Origin of the sequence: Bradyrhizobium shewense (assembly GCF_900094605.1) — a bacterium.
GTDB lineage: Bacteria > Pseudomonadota > Alphaproteobacteria > Rhizobiales > Xanthobacteraceae > Bradyrhizobium > Bradyrhizobium shewense.
Map to the genome: position 1 here is coordinate 67,614 of NZ_FMAI01000029.1, position 17,489 is coordinate 85,102.

The 17,489-nt window shown below is 64.8% G+C and carries 19 protein-coding genes; 11 read left to right on the plus strand and 8 right to left on the minus strand.

All coding sequences use genetic code 11. The features are described 5' to 3' along the window. Positions 1-73: 73 nt before the first annotated feature. Together GA0061098_RS35800 and GA0061098_RS35805 are read right to left on the minus strand one after the other, a co-directional pair. Positions 74-481, minus strand: coding sequence for a nuclear transport factor 2 family protein (locus GA0061098_RS35800; protein WP_091966094.1), 408 nt, complete (start codon positions 479-481; stop codon positions 74-76). Positions 482-527: 46 nt separating this feature from the next. After that, on the minus strand, positions 528-1,580 hold the full coding sequence (locus GA0061098_RS35805; protein WP_245323796.1) for an SDR family oxidoreductase: 1,053 nt from the start codon (positions 1,578-1,580) through the stop codon (positions 528-530). A 94-nt stretch (positions 1,581-1,674) separates the two neighbouring features. Here GA0061098_RS35805 and GA0061098_RS35810 point away from each other — a divergent pair, with 94 nt between their 5' ends. Further along, positions 1,675-2,271 carry a helix-turn-helix domain-containing protein gene (locus tag GA0061098_RS35810; protein WP_091966095.1) on the plus strand — a complete coding sequence of 199 codons (597 nt, stop codon included), beginning with the start codon at positions 1,675-1,677 and terminating at the stop codon, positions 2,269-2,271. Positions 2,272-2,287: 16 nt separating this feature from the next. Here GA0061098_RS35810 and GA0061098_RS35815 read toward each other — a convergent pair whose 3' ends face one another. Next, complete coding sequence (locus tag GA0061098_RS35815) at positions 2,288-2,434, minus strand: hypothetical protein (protein WP_014439243.1); 147 nt, start codon at positions 2,432-2,434, stop codon at positions 2,288-2,290. Positions 2,435-2,632: 198 nt separating this feature from the next. On the opposite strand from GA0061098_RS35815, the gene GA0061098_RS35820 reads away from it, so the two are divergent. The 3 genes from GA0061098_RS35820 (at position 2,633) to GA0061098_RS35830 (ending at position 5,815) form a co-directional block, all read left to right on the plus strand. Next, the gene (locus GA0061098_RS35820) at positions 2,633-3,256 is read left to right on the plus strand and encodes a shikimate kinase (RefSeq protein WP_165637816.1); all 624 of its coding nucleotides are present in this window, start codon (positions 2,633-2,635) and stop codon (positions 3,254-3,256) included. Continuing rightward, positions 3,253-4,395, plus strand: coding sequence for a 3-dehydroquinate synthase (gene aroB, locus GA0061098_RS35825; RefSeq protein ID WP_091966097.1), 1,143 nt, complete (start codon positions 3,253-3,255; stop codon positions 4,393-4,395). The genes GA0061098_RS35820 and aroB overlap by 4 nt, the downstream gene beginning before the upstream one ends. Before the next feature lie 67 nt (positions 4,396-4,462). Further along, positions 4,463-5,815 carry a hemolysin family protein gene (locus GA0061098_RS35830; protein WP_091966098.1) on the plus strand — a complete coding sequence of 451 codons (1,353 nt, stop codon included), beginning with the start codon at positions 4,463-4,465 and terminating at the stop codon, positions 5,813-5,815. Positions 5,816-5,847: 32 nt separating this feature from the next. Here GA0061098_RS35830 and GA0061098_RS35835 read toward each other — a convergent pair whose 3' ends face one another. After that, entirely contained in the window at positions 5,848-6,117 is a 270-nt protein-coding gene (locus GA0061098_RS35835; protein ID WP_091966112.1) for a BolA family protein, read from the minus strand. Positions 6,118-6,222: 105 nt separating this feature from the next. Here GA0061098_RS35835 and GA0061098_RS35840 point away from each other — a divergent pair, with 105 nt between their 5' ends. Next, the gene (locus tag GA0061098_RS35840; protein ID WP_091966099.1) at positions 6,223-6,855 is read left to right on the plus strand and encodes a J domain-containing protein; all 633 of its coding nucleotides are present in this window, start codon (positions 6,223-6,225) and stop codon (positions 6,853-6,855) included. A gap of 321 nt (positions 6,856-7,176) precedes the next feature. Here GA0061098_RS35840 and GA0061098_RS35845 read toward each other — a convergent pair whose 3' ends face one another. Further along, the gene (locus tag GA0061098_RS35845; protein WP_091966100.1) at positions 7,177-8,271 is read right to left on the minus strand and encodes a citrate synthase/methylcitrate synthase; all 1,095 of its coding nucleotides are present in this window, start codon (positions 8,269-8,271) and stop codon (positions 7,177-7,179) included. 81 nt (positions 8,272-8,352) lie between these two features. On the opposite strand from GA0061098_RS35845, the gene GA0061098_RS35850 reads away from it, so the two are divergent. Continuing rightward, positions 8,353-9,582 carry a citrate/2-methylcitrate synthase gene (locus GA0061098_RS35850; RefSeq protein WP_091966101.1) on the plus strand — a complete coding sequence of 410 codons (1,230 nt, stop codon included), beginning with the start codon at positions 8,353-8,355 and terminating at the stop codon, positions 9,580-9,582. Positions 9,583-9,723: 141 nt separating this feature from the next. On the opposite strand, the gene GA0061098_RS35855 is transcribed toward GA0061098_RS35850, so the two are convergent. After that, entirely contained in the window at positions 9,724-10,695 is a 972-nt protein-coding gene (locus GA0061098_RS35855) for a LysR family transcriptional regulator (RefSeq protein ID WP_091966102.1), read from the minus strand. Between the two features lie 111 nt (positions 10,696-10,806). On the opposite strand from GA0061098_RS35855, the gene GA0061098_RS35860 reads away from it, so the two are divergent. After that, positions 10,807-11,541: an SDR family oxidoreductase gene (locus GA0061098_RS35860; protein WP_091966113.1), complete on the plus strand. Its 735-nt coding sequence runs from the start codon at positions 10,807-10,809 to the stop codon at positions 11,539-11,541. Next, positions 11,513-11,992 (plus strand): nuclear transport factor 2 family protein, encoded by a 480-nt coding sequence (locus GA0061098_RS35865; protein ID WP_245323800.1) that lies wholly within the window; start codon positions 11,513-11,515, stop codon positions 11,990-11,992. The genes GA0061098_RS35860 and GA0061098_RS35865 overlap by 29 nt, the downstream gene beginning before the upstream one ends. A gap of 11 nt (positions 11,993-12,003) precedes the next feature. Here the strand turns inward: GA0061098_RS35865 and GA0061098_RS35870 are convergent, their stop codons facing one another. Next, positions 12,004-12,663 carry a DedA family protein gene (locus GA0061098_RS35870; RefSeq protein WP_091966103.1) on the minus strand — a complete coding sequence of 220 codons (660 nt, stop codon included), beginning with the start codon at positions 12,661-12,663 and terminating at the stop codon, positions 12,004-12,006. A gap of 293 nt (positions 12,664-12,956) precedes the next feature. Here GA0061098_RS35870 and cobS point away from each other — a divergent pair, with 293 nt between their 5' ends. From cobS to GA0061098_RS35885, 3 genes are all read left to right on the plus strand, one after another. Next, a complete protein-coding gene (cobS, locus tag GA0061098_RS35875; RefSeq protein WP_091966104.1) occupies positions 12,957-13,955 on the plus strand; it encodes a cobaltochelatase subunit CobS in 999 nt (332 codons plus the stop codon). A gap of 140 nt (positions 13,956-14,095) precedes the next feature. Then, on the plus strand, positions 14,096-16,000 hold the full coding sequence (gene cobT / locus GA0061098_RS35880) for a cobaltochelatase subunit CobT (protein WP_091966105.1): 1,905 nt from the start codon (positions 14,096-14,098) through the stop codon (positions 15,998-16,000). Continuing rightward, the gene (locus GA0061098_RS35885; protein ID WP_091966106.1) at positions 15,997-17,091 is read left to right on the plus strand and encodes an esterase-like activity of phytase family protein; all 1,095 of its coding nucleotides are present in this window, start codon (positions 15,997-15,999) and stop codon (positions 17,089-17,091) included. Before cobT ends, GA0061098_RS35885 begins: the two co-directional genes overlap by 4 nt. 88 nt (positions 17,092-17,179) lie before the next feature. Here GA0061098_RS35885 and GA0061098_RS35890 read toward each other — a convergent pair. After that, positions 17,180-17,489, minus strand: a 310-nt coding sequence (locus GA0061098_RS35890) for a transposase (RefSeq protein ID WP_129591018.1), incomplete at its 5' end; no start/stop codon positions are given.

A 17,489-nucleotide genomic window follows, 5' to 3' on the forward strand; every position in this document is an offset into this window, starting at 1 on the left:
CAGGAGGCTATCTCCAATTTCTTGAGAAACTCACCAGCAATGTGGAGCGGGCCCGAACGCTCTCTTCGAAATTCTAGGCCATTTCGCTGATCGCCGTCGCCTGCGACCAGACCACCATCCAACGCCCCTCGCGGTGCTCGTAAGTGTCGGTGTGCCAATAGTCTGCAGGGGCAACGCGGTGGCCAGCAAAAACGATCTCCAGCCTGGCGCGATATCGGATCACGGCGTGATCGTCCTGCTGGCGGACTGCGATCGTGCCGGGTTCCCACATCAGGTACTGGATCTGCCCGCCTTGGATCGCACCCAGATATTCGCCCTTGGAGAGCGGCATGCCGATGGGCGTTATCAACTGAAACTCCGGTGCGTGAAGCGGCTCCGCCTGCGCAATGTCTCCCTCGACCAGCGCGCGCAGCCGGGCCCGTTCGGTGTTGCGGATGTACTCGGCTTGCGGTGAGTCCGTGTCGGTCGCGTGCGTCGTCATTGGTGGTTCTCCAGTTCTGCAAGAGTGGGCGAGGGGTCCAGCCGTCCTACGGCGTGGCGATCAAGCGATGGTCGATCAGGCTTTGGGCGCTGGCCCGGATGCAATCCTCGTCAGGCCGTGGTTGCCAGTTCAGCACGCGATGCGCCTTGGCGGCGCTGACGCTGAGATCGCGGTCGAGTTCGTGCACGATCATGCGCGAGCGCCCGCTGAACGGGACCAGCGCCCTCACCATCCAGTTCGGCACGTCCCCGCGCGGCAACAGGGCCGCATAAGCCGGGAACGATTTCGCCAGCACCGCGGCCAAGTCCCTCAACCAGAAAAAACCTCCGCAGACGATGAAGCGCTCTCCAGCGGCGTCAGGACAGGTCATCGCGCGGATATGGGCGTCGGCCACGTCGCGCACGTCGACGACCGCAAAGCCAAAGCGCGGCACACGCTTCAACTTGCCGCTCATCATTTGCTGGATCAGTCCGACGGACGTGCCGTATTGCGGGCCGAGCAGCGGTCCGAAGATCATGCCGGGATTGATCACGCACAGATCGAGCCCGCTGTTCCGCGCAAAGCTCCACGCGGCCTGCTCGGCCAGGGTTTTCGATTTGTAGTAGGGCGTCGCCCGCGCGCTGGTCGGATCAGTCCAATCGTTCTCGGTGTAGGGAGGCCGGCCTCCGCCGTGATTGGTGGCGGCAATCGAGGATGTCAGCACCACGCGTGCAACGCCGGCGTCATGGGCCGCGCGCACCACGCGTAGCGCACCGTCGCGCGCGGTCTGGATCAGCTCGTCTGCGTTGTCAGGCAATCCCGCCGGAAATGGCGAGGCCGTATGAATGACATAGCGACAGCCCTTCAGCGCGTCGTCCCATCCGTCGTCGGAGCAAAGATCCGTCTGGGCAAAACTGAGCGCACCGGCGGCGGCAGGCGCGGTCGCGCAAATCTGGCTCGGGATCCGGTCCCGGGCGTGCAGACTGCGGACGGTCCCGCGCACGCGATAGCCGCTCGCCAGCAGCTGGCTGGCGACATGGCCGCCGAGAAATCCGCCGATGCCAGTCACCAGGACCGTGGCGGTCGGTTGAGGAAGTTGAGAATCCAGTTGTTTTTTCAAGCTCTTGAACTCCGGTCAAGTCAAATTAGACAATTAGACTACAGTTGTCTAATCGTCTTTTGACGAATTGGACCAAAACTGTCAATATGTCTCGATGAAAGACAGCGATCACAAGGCCGGAGCAATTCTCGAGGCGGCATTGCCGGTGTTCGTCCGCCACGGCTTCCGCAAGACGTCGATGGCCGACATCGCGCGGGCGGCGGGCATCTCGCGCGCGGCGCTCTATTTGAGCTTTGGCAGCAAGGAGGAATTGTTTCGGGCGGGGTCGGAGCGGGCGCATGCCAAGACGATGCGCAGCGTCGAAGCCGCGCTCGCCGGCGACGGCGACGTATTCAGCCGGATCGAGCTGGCGATTGCAGCGTTCCAGCGCGATTTGATCGTGCCGTTCGCCGGCAGCGCGGACGCGGCAGAGCTGTTCGACGCCAATATGACGCTGGCCAAGGACATCACGCTGGCCGCACGCGCCCGGTTGGTGGCTTTGCTTGCTGGCGCACTGGCCGATGCGCAAGCGCGGAATGCGATCACCTTGGACGCTTTGAAGGCCTCACCGACAGACCTCGCCGGCATCATCGTGGCGGCGATGGAAGGCATCAAGGAGGCGCAGGCCGCGGGCCAAAATCTTCTCGAAGATACGCAGCTGTTCTTGCGCCTGCTGCGCCTCGCCCTGACGCGAAGTTCGCAGGGCGCCTGACGCGTGCAACCAATGTTTATTTCTTGAGAAACTTGTCCGGCGGGATCGTCACCGTCATTTCCCGCGACTTCGGGCTGACGAAATTGGCCAGCGCGAAGACCACGCCATAGACGATGCCGGCGATCACGGCGACGACCGTCAGGAAGCGGAACAGGCTGGGCATCGTTCTGGGGTCTCTGCAGGGACTTTGGCGGTCAGGGACTTGGCGGGCAAATTAACCAATGAAATCATCCAACATGTTCGCCGTTTCGTGGCAAGAGTCCACTGGCGAGGCCCCCTGCGGGGTCGTATAGGTGGCCAAAGCATGCCGCCTTTGGCGGCAAATCGAGCGAGATCCAAAGCGAGATCCAGAGCAATATCCATGTCCGACGCCGCGTTGCCGATACCAGCTTCGCCCGAAGCCGACATCCTGTCGGCGCTCGGTGCGCGCGCGATCGTGCTCGTCGGTATGATGGGGGTGGGCAAATCCACCATCGGCCGCCGCGTGGCTAGCAGGCTCAAGCTGCCGTTCGTCGACGCCGACACCGAGATCGAGACCTCGGCTCAGATGACCATCCCGGAGATCTTCGAGCGCCACGGTGAGCCGTATTTCCGTGACGGAGAGGCGCGGGTGATCGCGCGGCTGCTCGACAGCGGGCCGGTGGTGTTGGCGACCGGCGGCGGCGCCTTCATGCGCGAGGAGACCCGCGCGCGCATCGCCGCGAAGGCGGTTTCGATCTGGCTCAAGGCGGACCACGACGTCATCATGCGCCGGGTGCGGCGCCGTGCCGACCGCCCGCTGCTCCAGACCGCCGACCCCGAGGGAACCGTGACGCGCCTGCTCACCGAGCGCGAGCCGCTCTACAGCCATGCCGATCTCACCATCGCCTCGCGCGACGTGCCGCACGACAAGATCGTCGAGGAGACCATCGAGGCGCTGCGCGCGCATCTCTGTGGTGAGCAAGCCACCCAACCACCTGCCGACGTTGCGAGTGCCATACGATGACTGCGCCGTTGAAACATTCCGACCCCGTCAACGTCGACGTCGCGCTGGGGAATCGCGCCTATGACATTGTCATCGGCCGCGGCGTGCTGTCCTCGCTCGGCGAACGGATCGCCGCCTTGCGTCCCGGCGTGCGCACCGCGATCGTGACGGATCGCACCGTGGCCAAGCACTGGCTCGAGCCCGCCGAGGCTTCGCTTGCCGCCAGCGGCATCCCGACCTCGCGCGTCGTCGTCGCGGAAGGCGAGATCTCCAAGACCTATGCCGGCCTCGAAAAGGTCAGCGAAGCCCTGATCGCCGCCAAGATCGAGCGCAACGACCTCGTCATCGCGCTCGGCGGCGGCGTGGTCGGCGATCTCGCCGGCTTTGCCGCGGCGATCTTGCGCCGCGGTGTCGATTTCGTGCAGGTGCCGACCTCGCTGCTGGCGCAGGTCGATTCCAGCGTCGGCGGCAAGACCGGCATCAACTCGCCGCAGGGCAAGAATTTGCTTGGCGCGTTCCACCAGCCGGTGCTCGTCGTCGCCGACACCGCCGTGCTCGACACGCTGTCGCCGCGGCAGTTCCGCGCCGGCTATGCCGAGGTCGCCAAATACGGCGTGCTCGGCGACGAGGCCTTCTTCACCTGGCTGGAGAAGAACCATTCCGACATCTTCAAGGGCGGCTCGGCGCGCGAGCATGCGATCGCGACCTCCTGCCGCGCCAAGGCCGGCGTCGTCTCGCGCGATGAGCGCGAGACCGGCGAGCGCGCTCTGCTCAATCTCGGCCATACCTTCGGCCACGCGCTGGAAGCTGCGACCGGCTTCTCCGACCGCCTGTTCCACGGTGAAGGCGTTGCCATCGGCATGACGCTGGCGGCGCAGTTCTCGGCCAAGCTCGGCATGATCGGCGAGCAGGACGCGGCGCGCGTCGAGCGGCATCTGATCGAAGCCGGCCTGCCGACGCGCCTGCAGGACATCGCGGGTTTTGCGCAGGAGGGGCTTGCCGATGCCGATGCGCTGATGGCCCTGATGGCGCAGGACAAGAAGGTCACGCGCGGCAAGCTCACCTTCATCCTGCTGGAGGCCGTCGGGCGCGCGGTGATCGCGAAGGATGTCGAGCCGGCCCCGGTGCGGGACTTCCTGAAGTCGAAATTATCGCAGTGATGGCGGGATCGTCTGGATCGGCCGCCCGCAATGAGGCGCGGATGATCAAGGCGGTCGCGAGGCAAACATGAGCTCGATCTCGATCAATCTGCTGCTTGCGGTCCTCCTGCTCGCCGCCAACGCGTTTTACGTGGCAGCCGAGTTTGCGCTCGTGAAGAGCCGCGGCTTCCGCGTCAAGGCCATGGTGGAGCAGAACCGCTTCGGCGCGCGCCTGTTGCAGACCATGATGGGGAACATCGAATCCTATCTCGCCTGCTGCCAGCTCGGCATCACCATGGCCTCGCTCGGTCTTGGCTGGATCGGCGAGCCGACCGTGTCTGCGCTGCTGAGCCCGATCCTCCAGCCGCTCGGACTATCGGAGGCCACGCTGCACTTCACCTCGTTCGTGGCGGGGTTCCTGGTTTTCTCCTCCCTGCACATCATCATCGGCGAGCAGGTGCCGAAGACGCTGGCGATCAGGGAGCCGATGCCGGTGTCGCAGTGGATCGCCTATCCGCTTCATGCCTCCTACCTTGTGTTCTATCCGCTGAGCTGGTGTCTCAACACGGCGTCGGGCGCGATCCTGCGTCTGATCGGCGTCCAGGAGTTTTCGCAGCACGAGATCCTGACGGATTCCGAGATCGAGGGCTTGGTCGAGGAATCCGCGGTGCACGGCAAGATCGAGAGCGGCGAGGCCGAATACATTCACAACGTCTTCCGCCTCGGCGAGCTCACCGTGTCCGACGTGATGGTTCACCGCACCGCCATGGTGATGATCAATGCCGACCTGCCGCCGGAAGAGCTGGTGCGGGAGGTGCTGGCCACCGAATACACCCGCATTCCGCTGTGGCGCGACAAGTCGGAGAACATCATCGGCATCCTGCACGCCAAGGATCTGTTGCGGGCCATCCGCGTCTCGGAAGGTGATACTTCGCGCATCGACGTCACCACCATCATGCTGCCGCCCTGGTTCGTGCCGGAAATGCGGCCAATATCCCAGCAGCTCAAGGCGTTCCGTCGCCGCAAGACCCATTTCGCGCTCGTCGTCGACGAGTATGGCGAGGTTGAAGGCCTCGTGACGCTGGAAGACATTTTGGAGGAGATCGTCGGCGACATCTCCGACGAGCACGACGTGGTGGTCGCCGGCGTAAGGCGCCAGCCCGACGGCTCCGTCGTGGTCGACGGCTCGGTGCCGATCCGCGATCTCAACCGTGCGCTGGACTGGCGTCTGCCCGACGAAGAGGCAACGACGGTGGCGGGCCTCGTCATTCACGAGGCGCGCTCGATTCCCGACCGCGGCCAGAGCTTCACCTTCCACGGCTTCCGCTTCCGCGTCCTCCGCCGCGAACGCAACCGTATCACCGCGCTCCGTATTTCACCGGTAGCGCGCGAGTCCGAGCTGGAAGAGGTCAAGCCGCGAAGGGCCGGGACGTCGTTCTGATTTTCTTACCCTCCCCTGGAGGGTAAGCGAAGTCAGCCTTCCCCCGGCGCCTTCGCCTGGATCGCCAGCGCGTGCACGCTGCCGGAGAGTTCCGCGGCCAGCGCCGAATTTATCATGCGGTGGCGCTCGACCCGGCTCTTCCCTTTGAAGGCTTGAGACACGATATACACACGGAAGTGCGTCTCACCGCCGGGCCGATGGCCGGCGTGGCCTTCATGCAGATGTGACTCGTCGACGACCTCGAGGCTTTCGGGCGTGAAAGCTTCCTGCAACTTGTTGCTGATAGTGTCTTTCATAACCATGAGTGCCATTAAAGCGCGTCATCAAGCCCCGTCAATTGCCGGGGTTAGCAGCTAATTGCAATGTCAAGACTTGAAGGTTTTTGCATTGCGTAGTCAAAGTCAGCCATGCCGATCGATTCATCAAAGTTCTTCGACTCCATCCGCGTGAAGCCGCGGGGCAAGCAGCCGGAAGTGAAGCCGCGCGACACCGCGGTCGGTTGCGAATGGGCCGGATGCCAGAACAAGGGCGCGCATCGCGCGCCGAAAGGCCGTGAGAACCAGCGCGAGTACTGGCACTTCTGCCTGAACCATGTGCGCGAGTACAACCAGAACTACAATTTCTTCTCCGGCATGAATGCCGATGCCGTCGCGCGCTATCAGAAGGATGCGCTGACCGGCCACCGCCCGACCTGGAAGATGGGCGCCAATGGCGGCAAGAAGGGTGCGGAAGCCGAGATCGACATGGCGGCCGATCCGTTCAGCATGTTCAGTGAGATCAACGGCCGCGCCGGCTGGCGGAAGGGCCCGGACGCTCAGCCCAAGGCCGAGACGCGCAAGGTCATGAACGCCGAGCGCAAGGCGCTCCAGGTCATGGGCCTTGGCCCCGATTCCACGCTCGCCGACGTCAAGACCAAGTACAAGGCGCTGGTCAAGCAGCACCACCCCGACGCCAACGGCGGCGACCGCTCGACGGAAGACCGCCTGATCGAGATCATCAAGGCGTATAATTATCTGAAGACGGTGGTGCGCGAGGTGTAGGGGCCTCGCGCGCGCTGTGTAGGTGCGAGGGCGCCTCGGCGCCAATCCCTCCGTGTCGTCCCGGACAAGCGCAGCGCAGATCCGGGACCCATAATCCCAGGGAGCAGTTTGGCGAAGACTCGTAGTGAAATAGTCTTCCCGCGGTACTCACACCTGTCTTTCACCGATAAATCACGCGGTATGGGTCCCTGCTTTCGCAGGGACGACAGCGGAGTGCGGGGCGCCGCCCCGTAGCCCGGATGGAGCGTTAGCGTAATCCGGGGCCTTCTCACACAACGACGGCTTTCCCGGATTGCGCTTTGCTCCATCCGGGCTACTTCATCATTCCTCCGGCATCGCCCCCACATACGACGAACTCGGCCGGATCAACCGCCCGGTCCGCTGCTGCTCGCGGGCATGCGCGGTCCAGCCTGCGGCGCGCGCGACTGCGAAGATCGGCGTGAACGCCTGCCTCGGGATCGCGAGCGCATCGAGCAGGATGGCGGTGAAGAACTCGACATTGGTTTCCAGCGGCCGCTCCGGATTCTTCTTGCGCAGGGCGGCGCGGATGTAGGCCTCGACCTCGCCGGCGAAGGGCAAATCGGTGCCGTTGGACGCCAGCGCCTCGACTGCAGTCTTGAGCACATCGGCGCGCGGATCGCGCACGCGGTAGACGCGGTGGCCAAAGCCCATCATCCGTTCGCCGCGGGCCAGCGCCGCATCCACCCAGGGCTGGATGCGTTCGCGCGAGCCGATCGCGTCCAACATTTCCAGCACCGGCTCAGGCGCGCCGCCATGCAGCGGGCCCGTGAGCGCGCAATAGCCCGCGGTCACTGCGGCAAACAGATCGGCTTGCGTCGAAGCCACCACGCGCGCGGTGAAGGTCGAGGCATTCATGCCGTGGTCGCTGGCGGTGACGAGATAGGCATCGAGCGCGGTGACTTCGCGTGTTTCAGGCGCGCGCCCGTGCAACATCCGAAGCGTATCGGCAGCATGGCTGACATTGGGATCCGGCGTGACCGGCTCGAGCCCCTTGGCGCGCCGGACCAGCGCGCCTGCGATCACCGGAAATGCGCCGACGATCGTTGCCTCGTGCTCCAGCCCGTTCTCCGCGCGCAGCCCCGCGACCGCCGCGCGAAATCCGTCGACGACGCCCATGCCGCGCGTTGCCGGCAGCAGGTCCGGCAGCCGCGCGAAGGCGCGCTCGCGCGCCGCACCCAGGCTCGCCCGCACATTGGCCTCGGTGAGGGTGGTCTTGCTGGCGCCGTTCCAGAGCCGGGCGGTGACGCCTTCATAGCTCGAGACAGCGGCGAGGCGGCCGACATGCTCGCCGGCGATGATCAGTTCGCCGCGCTCGCCGTCGACATGGCTCAGCACCGTCTCGGCCGCGGGAACGCCGTCCAGCCCGATCTGGCTTTTGGTGAGGTGGATGTTCATGGCCCAAATCTCCCTTTGCGTTGCACCAAGGAAAATTCGGGCCTCTCGACAGATTGATCAATCTTGATTACATAAATCAATATGAAAAATTCCGAGGGGCTCTACCTCTCCGCCCGGGAAGCCGCCGCCGAACTCGCGATCTCGCCGGCCACGCTCTACGCCTATGTCAGCCGCGGCCTGATCCGCTCCGAGCCGACGCCGGATTCGCGCAAGAACCGCTACCGTGCCGAGGACGTCCGCGCGCTGAAGGAGCGCCGGGTGCCATCGCCGGAGCCGCGCGGCCTGCGCAGCTTCGACGCCGATCTGCCGGTGATGGACACCGAGATCTCGACCATCACCGAGGAGGGCGCGATCTATCGCGGCGTCAATTGCGTCGATCTCGCCGAGAACGACACGCTGGAGCACACCGCGACGCTGCTCTGGGACGTCTTCGACGTCGACCCGTTCGCTCCGGACAATCAGCCCGCGCTCTCCGAAGAGATGCGCACGATCGGGCAAGCCGCACGCCGGGCCGCGCCGATCGACCGCGCCATCGCCGTGCTCGCGCTGGCCGCGAGCGTCGATCCTCGTGCGTTCACCCGCGCGCCCGACGGCCGCGCCATGGTCGGCGGACGGATCGTCCGGCTGCTGGTCGCGACCATGCTCAATGCCGAACCCTCGGCCGAGCCGCTGCATCAGCAGATCGCAAAAGCCTGGGCGGCGGACAACAAGCACGCGCCCGATCTGATCCGCCGCGCGCTGGTGCTGCTCGCCGATCATGAGTTGAATGCTTCGACCTTCACCGCACGCTGCGCGGCCTCGACCGGCCTCAATCTCTACGATGCCGTGATCGCCGGTCTCGCCGCATTGAAGGGACCCAAACATGGCGGCGCGAGCGTGCTGGCCTCGCAGCTCGTCAAGACCCTGATCGATCGCGACGTCGCCCCGATGGTGCGTGAGCGCGTCGCGCTCGGCGAACGTTTTGCCGGCTTTGGCCATGGCGTCTACAAGCGCGGCGATCCCCGCGCGCAATCGCTGCTGAATGCGCTCTCCCGCGCCGGCGCGCCGCGAAAATTCACGCGCGAGGTGCCGGAGCGGATCGCGGAAGCGACCGGCGAATTCGTCAATATCGACTATGCGCTCGCGGTGCTCGTGCACGCGCTGCGCCTGCCCGCCGGCAGCGAGCTCGCTCTGTTCGCCATGGCCCGCAGCGTCGGCTGGATCGCGCACGCCAGCGAGCAATTGCAGTTCGGGAAGCTGATCAGGCCAAGGGCGCGGTATGTGGGACCTGCGCCGGGGAGGCGGGTGGGGGCTGCGCCGCTGAAGGGCTAAGGGGGGCACCCATAAGTCCGCGAGACCCCACTTGTGATGTTTGTTGTGCCGCTTCGGAGCGGAGGTCCGCGCCGGCCTCCGGCAAGGCCTCCTCGTGGCAAGAACGCACAGTCGATTCGTGAGTTCATGCCGTAGCGAACCTCAAGGCTTCGGCCCTCTCGGGGCCCCCGACCTTGGGGCCTTGGCAAATACGTCGTCCCACGGCGGATCCGGCGGAAAAACCTCACCCAGGAACGCGACGAAGGCCTTCACGTTTGGATTGCCTCGACGGCTTTCCGGCCATAACGCGGTGATGTTGGTTCTAGGGACGACGAAATCTTGCAGGACGGGTACGAGTTCGTTGCGTCTGACATAAGGAGCAGCGACGAAAGTGGGGGTAACACCGATGCCACCGCCCGCCGCAACGACGGTGGCCACAGCCTCGCTAACATCGGTGATGATGGCCGCATCGGGCATGATCTCGACCAGGCGGTCGCCGATGAGGAAGGGCCAGCGAAATGTCTGGCCCGAACTCTGGAAGCGAAAGTTCACACAGTTATGGTTGACCAGTTCGTCGGGATGGATTGGCGTGCCGCGCCGGGCCAGATAGTCGGGGGAAGCGAAAGCGCAGATGCGGTGCGGGGCGAGCTGACGCGAGATCAGCCGGGAGTCCGCGAGATCGCCGACGCGGATCGCGACATCGATGCCCTCTTCGATCAGATCAACGTAGCGGTCGCCGATCCGCAACTCGATCATGAGCTTCGGATAGTGCTGTCGAAAGCGTGGCAGGGCCGGCGAGAGAATATTCACGCCGATAGGTAGCGGCGCGGCGATCCTCAGCGTGCCCGCAGGTTCGGAACGCGCCGCCGCCGCCGCTTGCTCGATCGCGTCCGCCTCGCGCAAAAGCCGCAGCGTCCGCTCGTGCAGGTCCCGCCCCTCTGGCGTCAGAGTGAGCGAGCGCGTCGTACGGCTGAACAGGCGCAGGCCGAGGTGCTGCTCCAGCCGTTGCACGCTCTTGCTGATCGCAGATGGCGAGACACCAAGTGCACGAGCGGCGGCTGAATAGCTGCCAAGGGAGCCGGAGCGGGCAAACGCGATGAGGCCGGTCAGTCGATCGAGGGCGATTTGTGCCATGATGGAATAACAAAACCGAAGATTGGCTCAATTTTCAAGTAAAACTCATTGGCCTAGGTTTCCATTCATCGGCGGCGCGTTGCGCGCCCGCTCTTGAAAGGACCGACTCCGGTGACCGACTCTGCTCCTCAGACCCTCCAAGATCGCAACGTCGTCATCTTCGGCGGCACATCCGGCATCGGCCTGGCTGCCGCGCAGCAGGCCAAAGCGGCGGGCGCCAAGGTTATCGTTATTGGTTACGACCCCGTCGGAGCCGAGCGAGTTGCCGCGGAGAACGGATTCGCCGGCTGGCGGGCTGCCGACGTGACCAAGCCTGAGACCGTTGCCGCAGCCCTTGCCGACATCCCGCAAGTCGACCATCTCGTTCTGCTTGCGGGCAGCTTCGTTGCAGGCAAAGTGTTGGAGGCAGATGTCGCCTACCTGCGCCGCGCCTTCGATGAGCGAATTTGGGCGGCCGTGCATGTGTTGCGAAGCCTTGGGGACCGGCTCGGCGCCGACGGGTCCGTCACGTTCATTTCCGGAGCCTTGGCCGATCGACCCAACGCATATGGCACGTCCGTGCTCGCGGCCGCCTCCGCTGCGATGGAGGCCTTCGCCCGTGGCCTTGCCCTGGAGCTGGCACCACGCCGCGTGAATACCTTGTCGCCTGGGACGATCGACACCCCGCTCCTCGCACGTACGCTTGGCGAGGGCCGTGATGCCTACGTGGCGGCGCTGAAAGAAAAGCTTCCGCTGCACCGTATTGGCACTGCGCAGGAAGCCGGGAATGCCGTGGTCTTCCTGATGAGCAACGAATTCATGAACGGCGAGACGCTGCATGTCGATGGCGGTGCGCGTCTGGTCTGATTGCCCCTGTGTCCGCGGCTTTGTTTCCGCGACGCCGCCCCAACAAGATGAGATTACGAAAGGCCGCGAGATGACGACCGACAATATCGATTTCGACCATCTGCTGCGCTCAAATCTGGAGCGCGTCTTCAACGAGCGGGACGACGACAAACGTCGAACCGCCATCGCCGAACTGTTCGTTGAGGAGCCCGTCATGTACGAGCCGACGGATATCGTTCAGGGACGGGCAGAAATTTCGCGCGTTGCCGCAAACCTTTTGAAGCAGTTCGGGCCGACGTTCCGTTTTATCCCCGACGGCGTCGCTGTCGGGCATCATGGCCTGGCGCATCTGGCTTGGCACGCAGGGCCCGAGGACGGGCCGGTCGCGGTGACTGGGGCGGACGTGGCCGAAATTGAAGGCGGTAAGATCGCGCGGCTATGGGTGCTACTCAACGCGCAGAAGAGCAAATAGCGTCGCCGCCTCTAAGCTCGCGGCTTCGCTTCCGCGACGCCGCCGGCGTTCCGCCGGCGATAAATCCACACCGCCACGCCGACCACGATCGCTACGCCGACCACGGTCAAAATCCACATGTGCTTAAAGAGATGCGCGTGGTGATGCAGCCCGGCATATTCGTGCAGGGCCGATACCGCCAGCACGCCCGGCAGCACATGGGCGGGCGCCCAGACCAGGATCGCCGGGATGTTCACGGCGTAGAATTTTGCCGGCGCCATGCCGAGCGCGCCCGCTGTGACCGGCACGAAGGCGCGGATTGGCGGCACGAAGCGGGCGAAGAACACCGCCCAGGTGCCGAAGCGGTGGAAGAAGCTTTCGCTCTCGGCGACCACGCGCGGATAATTGGTCAGCGGCCAGGTGTTGAGGATCTCGCGCTGCTGTCGGTGCCCGATCCAATAGGCCGAGCCGTCACCGAGCACGGCGCCGACCGCCGCCGCGAGCAGCACCCAATGCAGCTTCAGCTCTCCGCCCGGAACCAGGGCGCTGAGCGCCAGGATGATGGTCGAGCCGGGGATCACCGATCCCACCACCGGGACCGCTTCGAGCAAGGCTGCCAGGAACAGGGTCAGATAGGCCAGCCACGGATGGGCCGAGACGAACGAGATGAGGGGATCGAGGAAGGACGTCACGTTGTCTCTTGAGGGGCTGGAGCTCGGAGCTTTGGACCCTACATAAGTAACCGCATACGGCCAAAGTGCCACTCGCACGGAACGGGCGTGACGCGCCCGAATTTGGGCGTGATTCGCAAGGCAGCCCTCCAAAAACTGCGTTCCTTGCCTATCTAAATGAAAAGACAATGGAACTTTGATTTGTGGGCGGGCTTCTGCCGGCCACCTGTCTCTGATAGGTTGAGTTTCAGCACCCAGCCGCAGCCAACGTGCGAATAACCGGTTTCGGGACCGCCCGGGACCTCGGAGGATTGATGACGACCGCCGCTCTGTCCAAAGTTGAGGAAGTTTCCGGTCTGCCCGACATGAAGGTGTCGGTGCGGCAGGTATTCGGGATCGACAGCGATCTCGAAGTCCCCGCCTATTCCGAAGTCGATCCTCACGTGCCCGAAGTCGATTCCGATTACCGCTTCGACCGCGCCACCACGCTCGCCATTCTCGCCGGCTTCGCCCGCAACCGCCGCGTGATGGTGACCGGCTATCACGGCACCGGCAAATCCACCCATATCGAGCAGGTCGCCGCGCGTCTGAACTGGCCCTGCGTGCGCGTCAACCTCGACAGCCACATCAGCCGTATCGACCTCGTCGGCAAGGATTCCATCGTGGTCCGCGACGGCAAGCAGGTCACCGAATTCCGCGACGGCATTTTGCCCTGGGCGCTCCAGAACAACGTCGCGCTGGTGTTCGACGAATACGATGCTGGTCGCCCGGACGTGATGTTCGTGATCCAGCGCGTGCTGGAAGTTTCCGGCCGCCTGACGCTGCTGGACCAGAACAAGGTGATCAAGCCGCATCCGGCTTTCCGCATGTTCTCGACCGCCAATACGGTCGGCCTCGGCGATACCTCGGGCCTCTATCACGGCACTCAGCAGATCAACCAGGGCCAGATGGACCGCTGGTCGATCGTCACCACGCTGAACTATCTCAGCCATGACGAGGAAGTGGAGATCGTGCTGGCCAAGGCCAAGCACTATCGCACGCAGGAAGGCCGCGACATCGTCAACAAGATGGTGCGCCTCGCCGATCTCACCCGTAACGCTTTCGCCAATGGCGATCTGTCGACGGTGATGAGCCCGCGCACGGTGATCACCTGGGCTGAAAACGCCGACATCTTCGGCGATATCGGCTTTGCCTTCCGCGTCACCTTCCTCAACAAGTGCGATGAGCTCGAGCGCCCGCTGGTCGCCGAGTTCTACCAGCGCTGCTTCAACGCGGAGCTGCCGGAATCGGCGGTCAACGTGGCACTGTCCTGATCTCTCTCGGTGTGTCGTCCCGGCGAACGCCGGGACCCATACCGCGTGATGTCTCGATTGAAGCGCGCTGATAGTTTCCCTGACTGACTACCGCCGGTGGCTATGGGTCCCGCTTTCGCGGGGACGACGGTGAGATCGAGATGAGCACCACCTCCAACTCCAAATTCCGTAACACCAAGGAAGCCCCGACCGAGCCGTTCAAACGCTCGGTGGCGTCCTGCCTCAAGGCGATCGCCAAGACGCCGGAGCTCGACGTCTCCTTCGCGGCCGAGCGGCCGGGGCTGGCGCCGGGCAAGGCGCGGCTGCCCGAGCCCGCGCGAAAAATGACCAAGCGTGATGCCGCCATCGTGCGCGGTCACGCCGATTCCATCGCGCTCAAGATCGCCTGTCACGACGCAAAACTGCATCGCAAGCTGATGCCCGGCAATCCGCAGGCGCGCGGCGTGTTCGAGGCGGTGGAGCAGGCGAGGGTGGAGGCGATCGGCGCGCGCCGCATGGCGGGCGTTGCGAAAAACCTCACCGCGATGCTCGACGACCATTTTCATCGCGGCAAGTTCGACGAGATCACCGACCGTGCCGACGCGCCGCTGGCGGATGCGCTGGCTATGCTGGTGCGTGAGCGCCTGACCGGCATGGCGCCGCCGACCGCCGCGAAGAAGATGGTCGATCTCTGGCGTCCCATTCTCGAAGACAAGATCGGCAAGCGGCTCGACCGGCTCGACACCCTGGTCGAGGACCAGACCCGGTTCGGCGACGCCGTGCACGATCTCCTGACGGCGCTCGATATCGGCGACGAGCGCAACGCCGACAGCGAAGACAATGACGAGAACGACGAGAACCAGGACGGCGATAACGACCAGTCCGGCGCCGAGGGCTCGCCCGATTCCGACGCCGCGCAGGAGATGAGCGCCGACCAGGCGCAGGCCTCGTCGGAAGAGATGAGCGAGAGCGCGATGGAAAGCGCGCAGGCCTCGACCTCCGACACGTTCGACGACGGCGAGCTCGGCGACGACGAGACGCCGGGCGAGGCGACGCGTCCGAACTCGCACGGCAAGAACGAGCCGCGCGGGCCGGAATATCACGCCTTCGCGCCGAAATTCGACGAGATCATCGCCGCCGAAGACCTCTGCGACCATGACGAGCTGGAGCGCCTGCGCGCCTATCTCGACAAGCAGCTCGCGCATCTGCAAGGCATCGTCGCCCGCCTCGCCAATCGCCTGCAGCGCCGCCTGATGGCGCAGCAGAACCGCGCCTGGGAGTTCGATCTCGAAGAGGGCATTCTGGACCCCGCGCGCCTGTCGCGCGTCGTCACCGATCCCTATCACCCGCTGTCCTTCATGCACGAGAAGGAAGCGACGTTCCGCGACACCGTGGTGACGCTGCTGCTCGACAATTCCGGCTCGATGCGCGGACGGCCCATCACGGTCGCCGCGACCTGCGCCGACATTCTCGCGCGCACGCTGGAGCGTTGCGGCGTCAAGGTCGAGATTTTGGGATTTACCACGCGCGCCTGGAAGGGTGGCCAGTCCCGCGAGGCGTGGCTTGCCGCCGGCAAGCCGGCCAATCCCGGCCGCCTCAACGATCTCCGCCACATCATCTACAAGTCGGCGGATGCCCCGTGGCGTCGTGCGCGGAAGAATCTCGGCCTGATGATGCGCGAGGGGCTCCTCAAGGAGAACATCGACGGTGAGGCGCTGGACTGGGCGCACAAGCGCCTGCTCGGCCGGCCCGAGCAGCGCAAGATCCTGATGATGATCTCGGACGGTGCGCCGGTCGACGATTCCACGCTGTCGGTCAATCCCGGCAATTATCTCGAGCGGCACCTGCGCCACATCATCGAGGAGATCGAGACCCGCTCGCCGGTCGAGCTGATCGCGATCGGCATCGGTCACGACGTGACGCGCTACTACCGCCGCGCGGTGACGATCGTGGATGCCGAAGAGCTCGGCGGCGCCATCACCGAGAAGCTCGCAGAGCTCTTCAGCGAGACCAACACCGCACCAACCCAGCCGGCCGGTCGCCCGCGACGCAAATTGCATTCGTGAGCACGCATCGATCCCGCCGCAGCTTTATCGGCTTTGCAGCGGCGGGATTCTCCACTCTCGCAGTCTCTCGCTTCGCGCTGGCGCAAGCCGCGGCCGAGCCGCCGCCGCGCGCGCTTCAGGTCGAGAACGCCGTCGTCGAGCTTGTCAGCGTCGAGGTCAACGCGCGCGCCATTCCAAATTTCGAGCCGCGCGACCGCACGCGCACGCGCTTCGGCTCGCTGGAATATCGCAGCGGCCTGGTGCTGACCTCGCGCTATCGCGGCTTCGGCGGATTGTCCGGCATCCGGCTCGATGCCAAGGGCGAGGGCTTCCTCGCGGTTTCCGACCAGGGCGGCTGGTTCACCGGTCGCATCCGCTACGCCAGTGGCAAGATGACCGGCCTCGACGACGTCGAGGCCGCGCCGCTGCTCGGCGCCGAGGGGCGGCCGATCACGGAAAAGCGCCTGTGGTGGGATTCGGAATCGATCGCGCGCGACGGCAATTTCGTCTATGTCGGGCTCGAGCGCGTCAACCAGATCCTGCGCTACGATTTTTCCAAGGGCGGCACGCGCGCGCGCGGCGAGGTGATGCCGGTGCCGGCGGGGATCCACAAGCTGCCCTCCAACAAGGGGCTGGAGGCGCTGGTCGTCGTGCCCAAAGAAAAGGACAAGGGCAAAGACCAGAACATGCCGCTCGCGGGCACCCTGATCGCCTTCTCCGAGCGCGGGCTGGATGCCGACGGCAACCTCGTCGCCTTCCTGATCGGTGGTCCCACGCCCGGCCAGTTCAGCGTGCGCCGCACCGAGAAATACGACATCAGCGATGCCGTGCTGCTGCCCTCCGGCGAGCTTCTGATCCTCGAACGCAAATTCTCCTGGTTCACCGGCGTCAACATCCGCATCCGCTCGATCCCGCTGAAGTCGATCGCTCCGGGCGCGCTGGTCGACGGCCCCGCGCTGTTCGCCGCCGATCTCGGCCACGAGATCGACAACATGGAAGGCATCGACGCCCACGTCACGGCCGACGGCGAGACCGTGCTGACGCTGATCTCCGACGACAATTTCTCGATGCTGCAGCGAACCTTGCTGCTGCAATTTACGCTGGCGGAGTAAGGCGGCGCCGCTGTCGTCCGGGGCGCGCCCCAATCTCCACTGTCGTCCCGGACAAGCGCGCCTCAAGCGCGCGCAGAGCCGGCAACTGTTATTGGGGGCCGGCCTTCAGGTACGGTTTCCTGTCGCGCATCATAGCGTTAAGGACCGTTAGCAGCTTCCTGGCAACGGCAATGAGGGCGAGCTTGGCCGGTTTGCCGACCTGTCGCAATCTTTCATAGAAGGCCTTGAACGGATCGGCCCGTCGAACCGCGTTGAGAGCAGCCATGTAGAGAGCGTCGCGAACGCGCTTTCGACCGCCGGCGATCTTGCGTTTGCCACGGAAGGCGCCGCTGTCGACGTTGAAGGGGGCAAGGCCGGCGAGCGCCGCGATCTGCTTGGCTCCGACGTGTCCGAGTTCC

Excerpts from the sequence above, each read along its gene's own strand:
- cobT (WP_091966105.1), top strand. The coding sequence starts at position 14,096 with ATGAGCACCACCTCCAACTCCAAATTCCGTAACACCAAGGAAGCCCCG.
- GA0061098_RS35850 (WP_091966101.1), top strand. The coding sequence starts at position 8,353 with ATGAAAAATTCCGAGGGGCTCTACCTCTCCGCCCGGGAAGCCGCCGCC.
- GA0061098_RS35840 (WP_091966099.1), top strand. The coding sequence starts at position 6,223 with ATGCCGATCGATTCATCAAAGTTCTTCGACTCCATCCGCGTGAAGCCG.
- aroB (WP_091966097.1), top strand. The coding sequence starts at position 3,253 with ATGACTGCGCCGTTGAAACATTCCGACCCCGTCAACGTCGACGTCGCG.
- GA0061098_RS35820 (WP_165637816.1), top strand. The coding sequence starts at position 2,633 with ATGTCCGACGCCGCGTTGCCGATACCAGCTTCGCCCGAAGCCGACATC.
- cobS (WP_091966104.1), top strand. The coding sequence starts at position 12,957 with ATGACGACCGCCGCTCTGTCCAAAGTTGAGGAAGTTTCCGGTCTGCCC.
- GA0061098_RS35865 (WP_245323800.1), top strand. The coding sequence starts at position 11,513 with ATGTCGATGGCGGTGCGCGTCTGGTCTGATTGCCCCTGTGTCCGCGGC.
- GA0061098_RS35810 (WP_091966095.1), top strand. The coding sequence starts at position 1,675 with ATGAAAGACAGCGATCACAAGGCCGGAGCAATTCTCGAGGCGGCATTG.
- GA0061098_RS35830 (WP_091966098.1), top strand. The coding sequence starts at position 4,463 with ATGAGCTCGATCTCGATCAATCTGCTGCTTGCGGTCCTCCTGCTCGCC.
- GA0061098_RS35845 (WP_091966100.1), bottom strand. The coding sequence starts at position 8,271 with ATGAACATCCACCTCACCAAAAGCCAGATCGGGCTGGACGGCGTTCCC.
- GA0061098_RS35815 (WP_014439243.1), bottom strand. The coding sequence starts at position 2,434 with ATGCCCAGCCTGTTCCGCTTCCTGACGGTCGTCGCCGTGATCGCCGGC.
- GA0061098_RS35855 (WP_091966102.1), bottom strand. The coding sequence starts at position 10,695 with ATGGCACAAATCGCCCTCGATCGACTGACCGGCCTCATCGCGTTTGCC.
- GA0061098_RS35800 (WP_091966094.1), bottom strand. The coding sequence starts at position 481 with ATGACGACGCACGCGACCGACACGGACTCACCGCAAGCCGAGTACATC.
- GA0061098_RS35835 (WP_091966112.1), bottom strand. The coding sequence starts at position 6,117 with ATGGTTATGAAAGACACTATCAGCAACAAGTTGCAGGAAGCTTTCACG.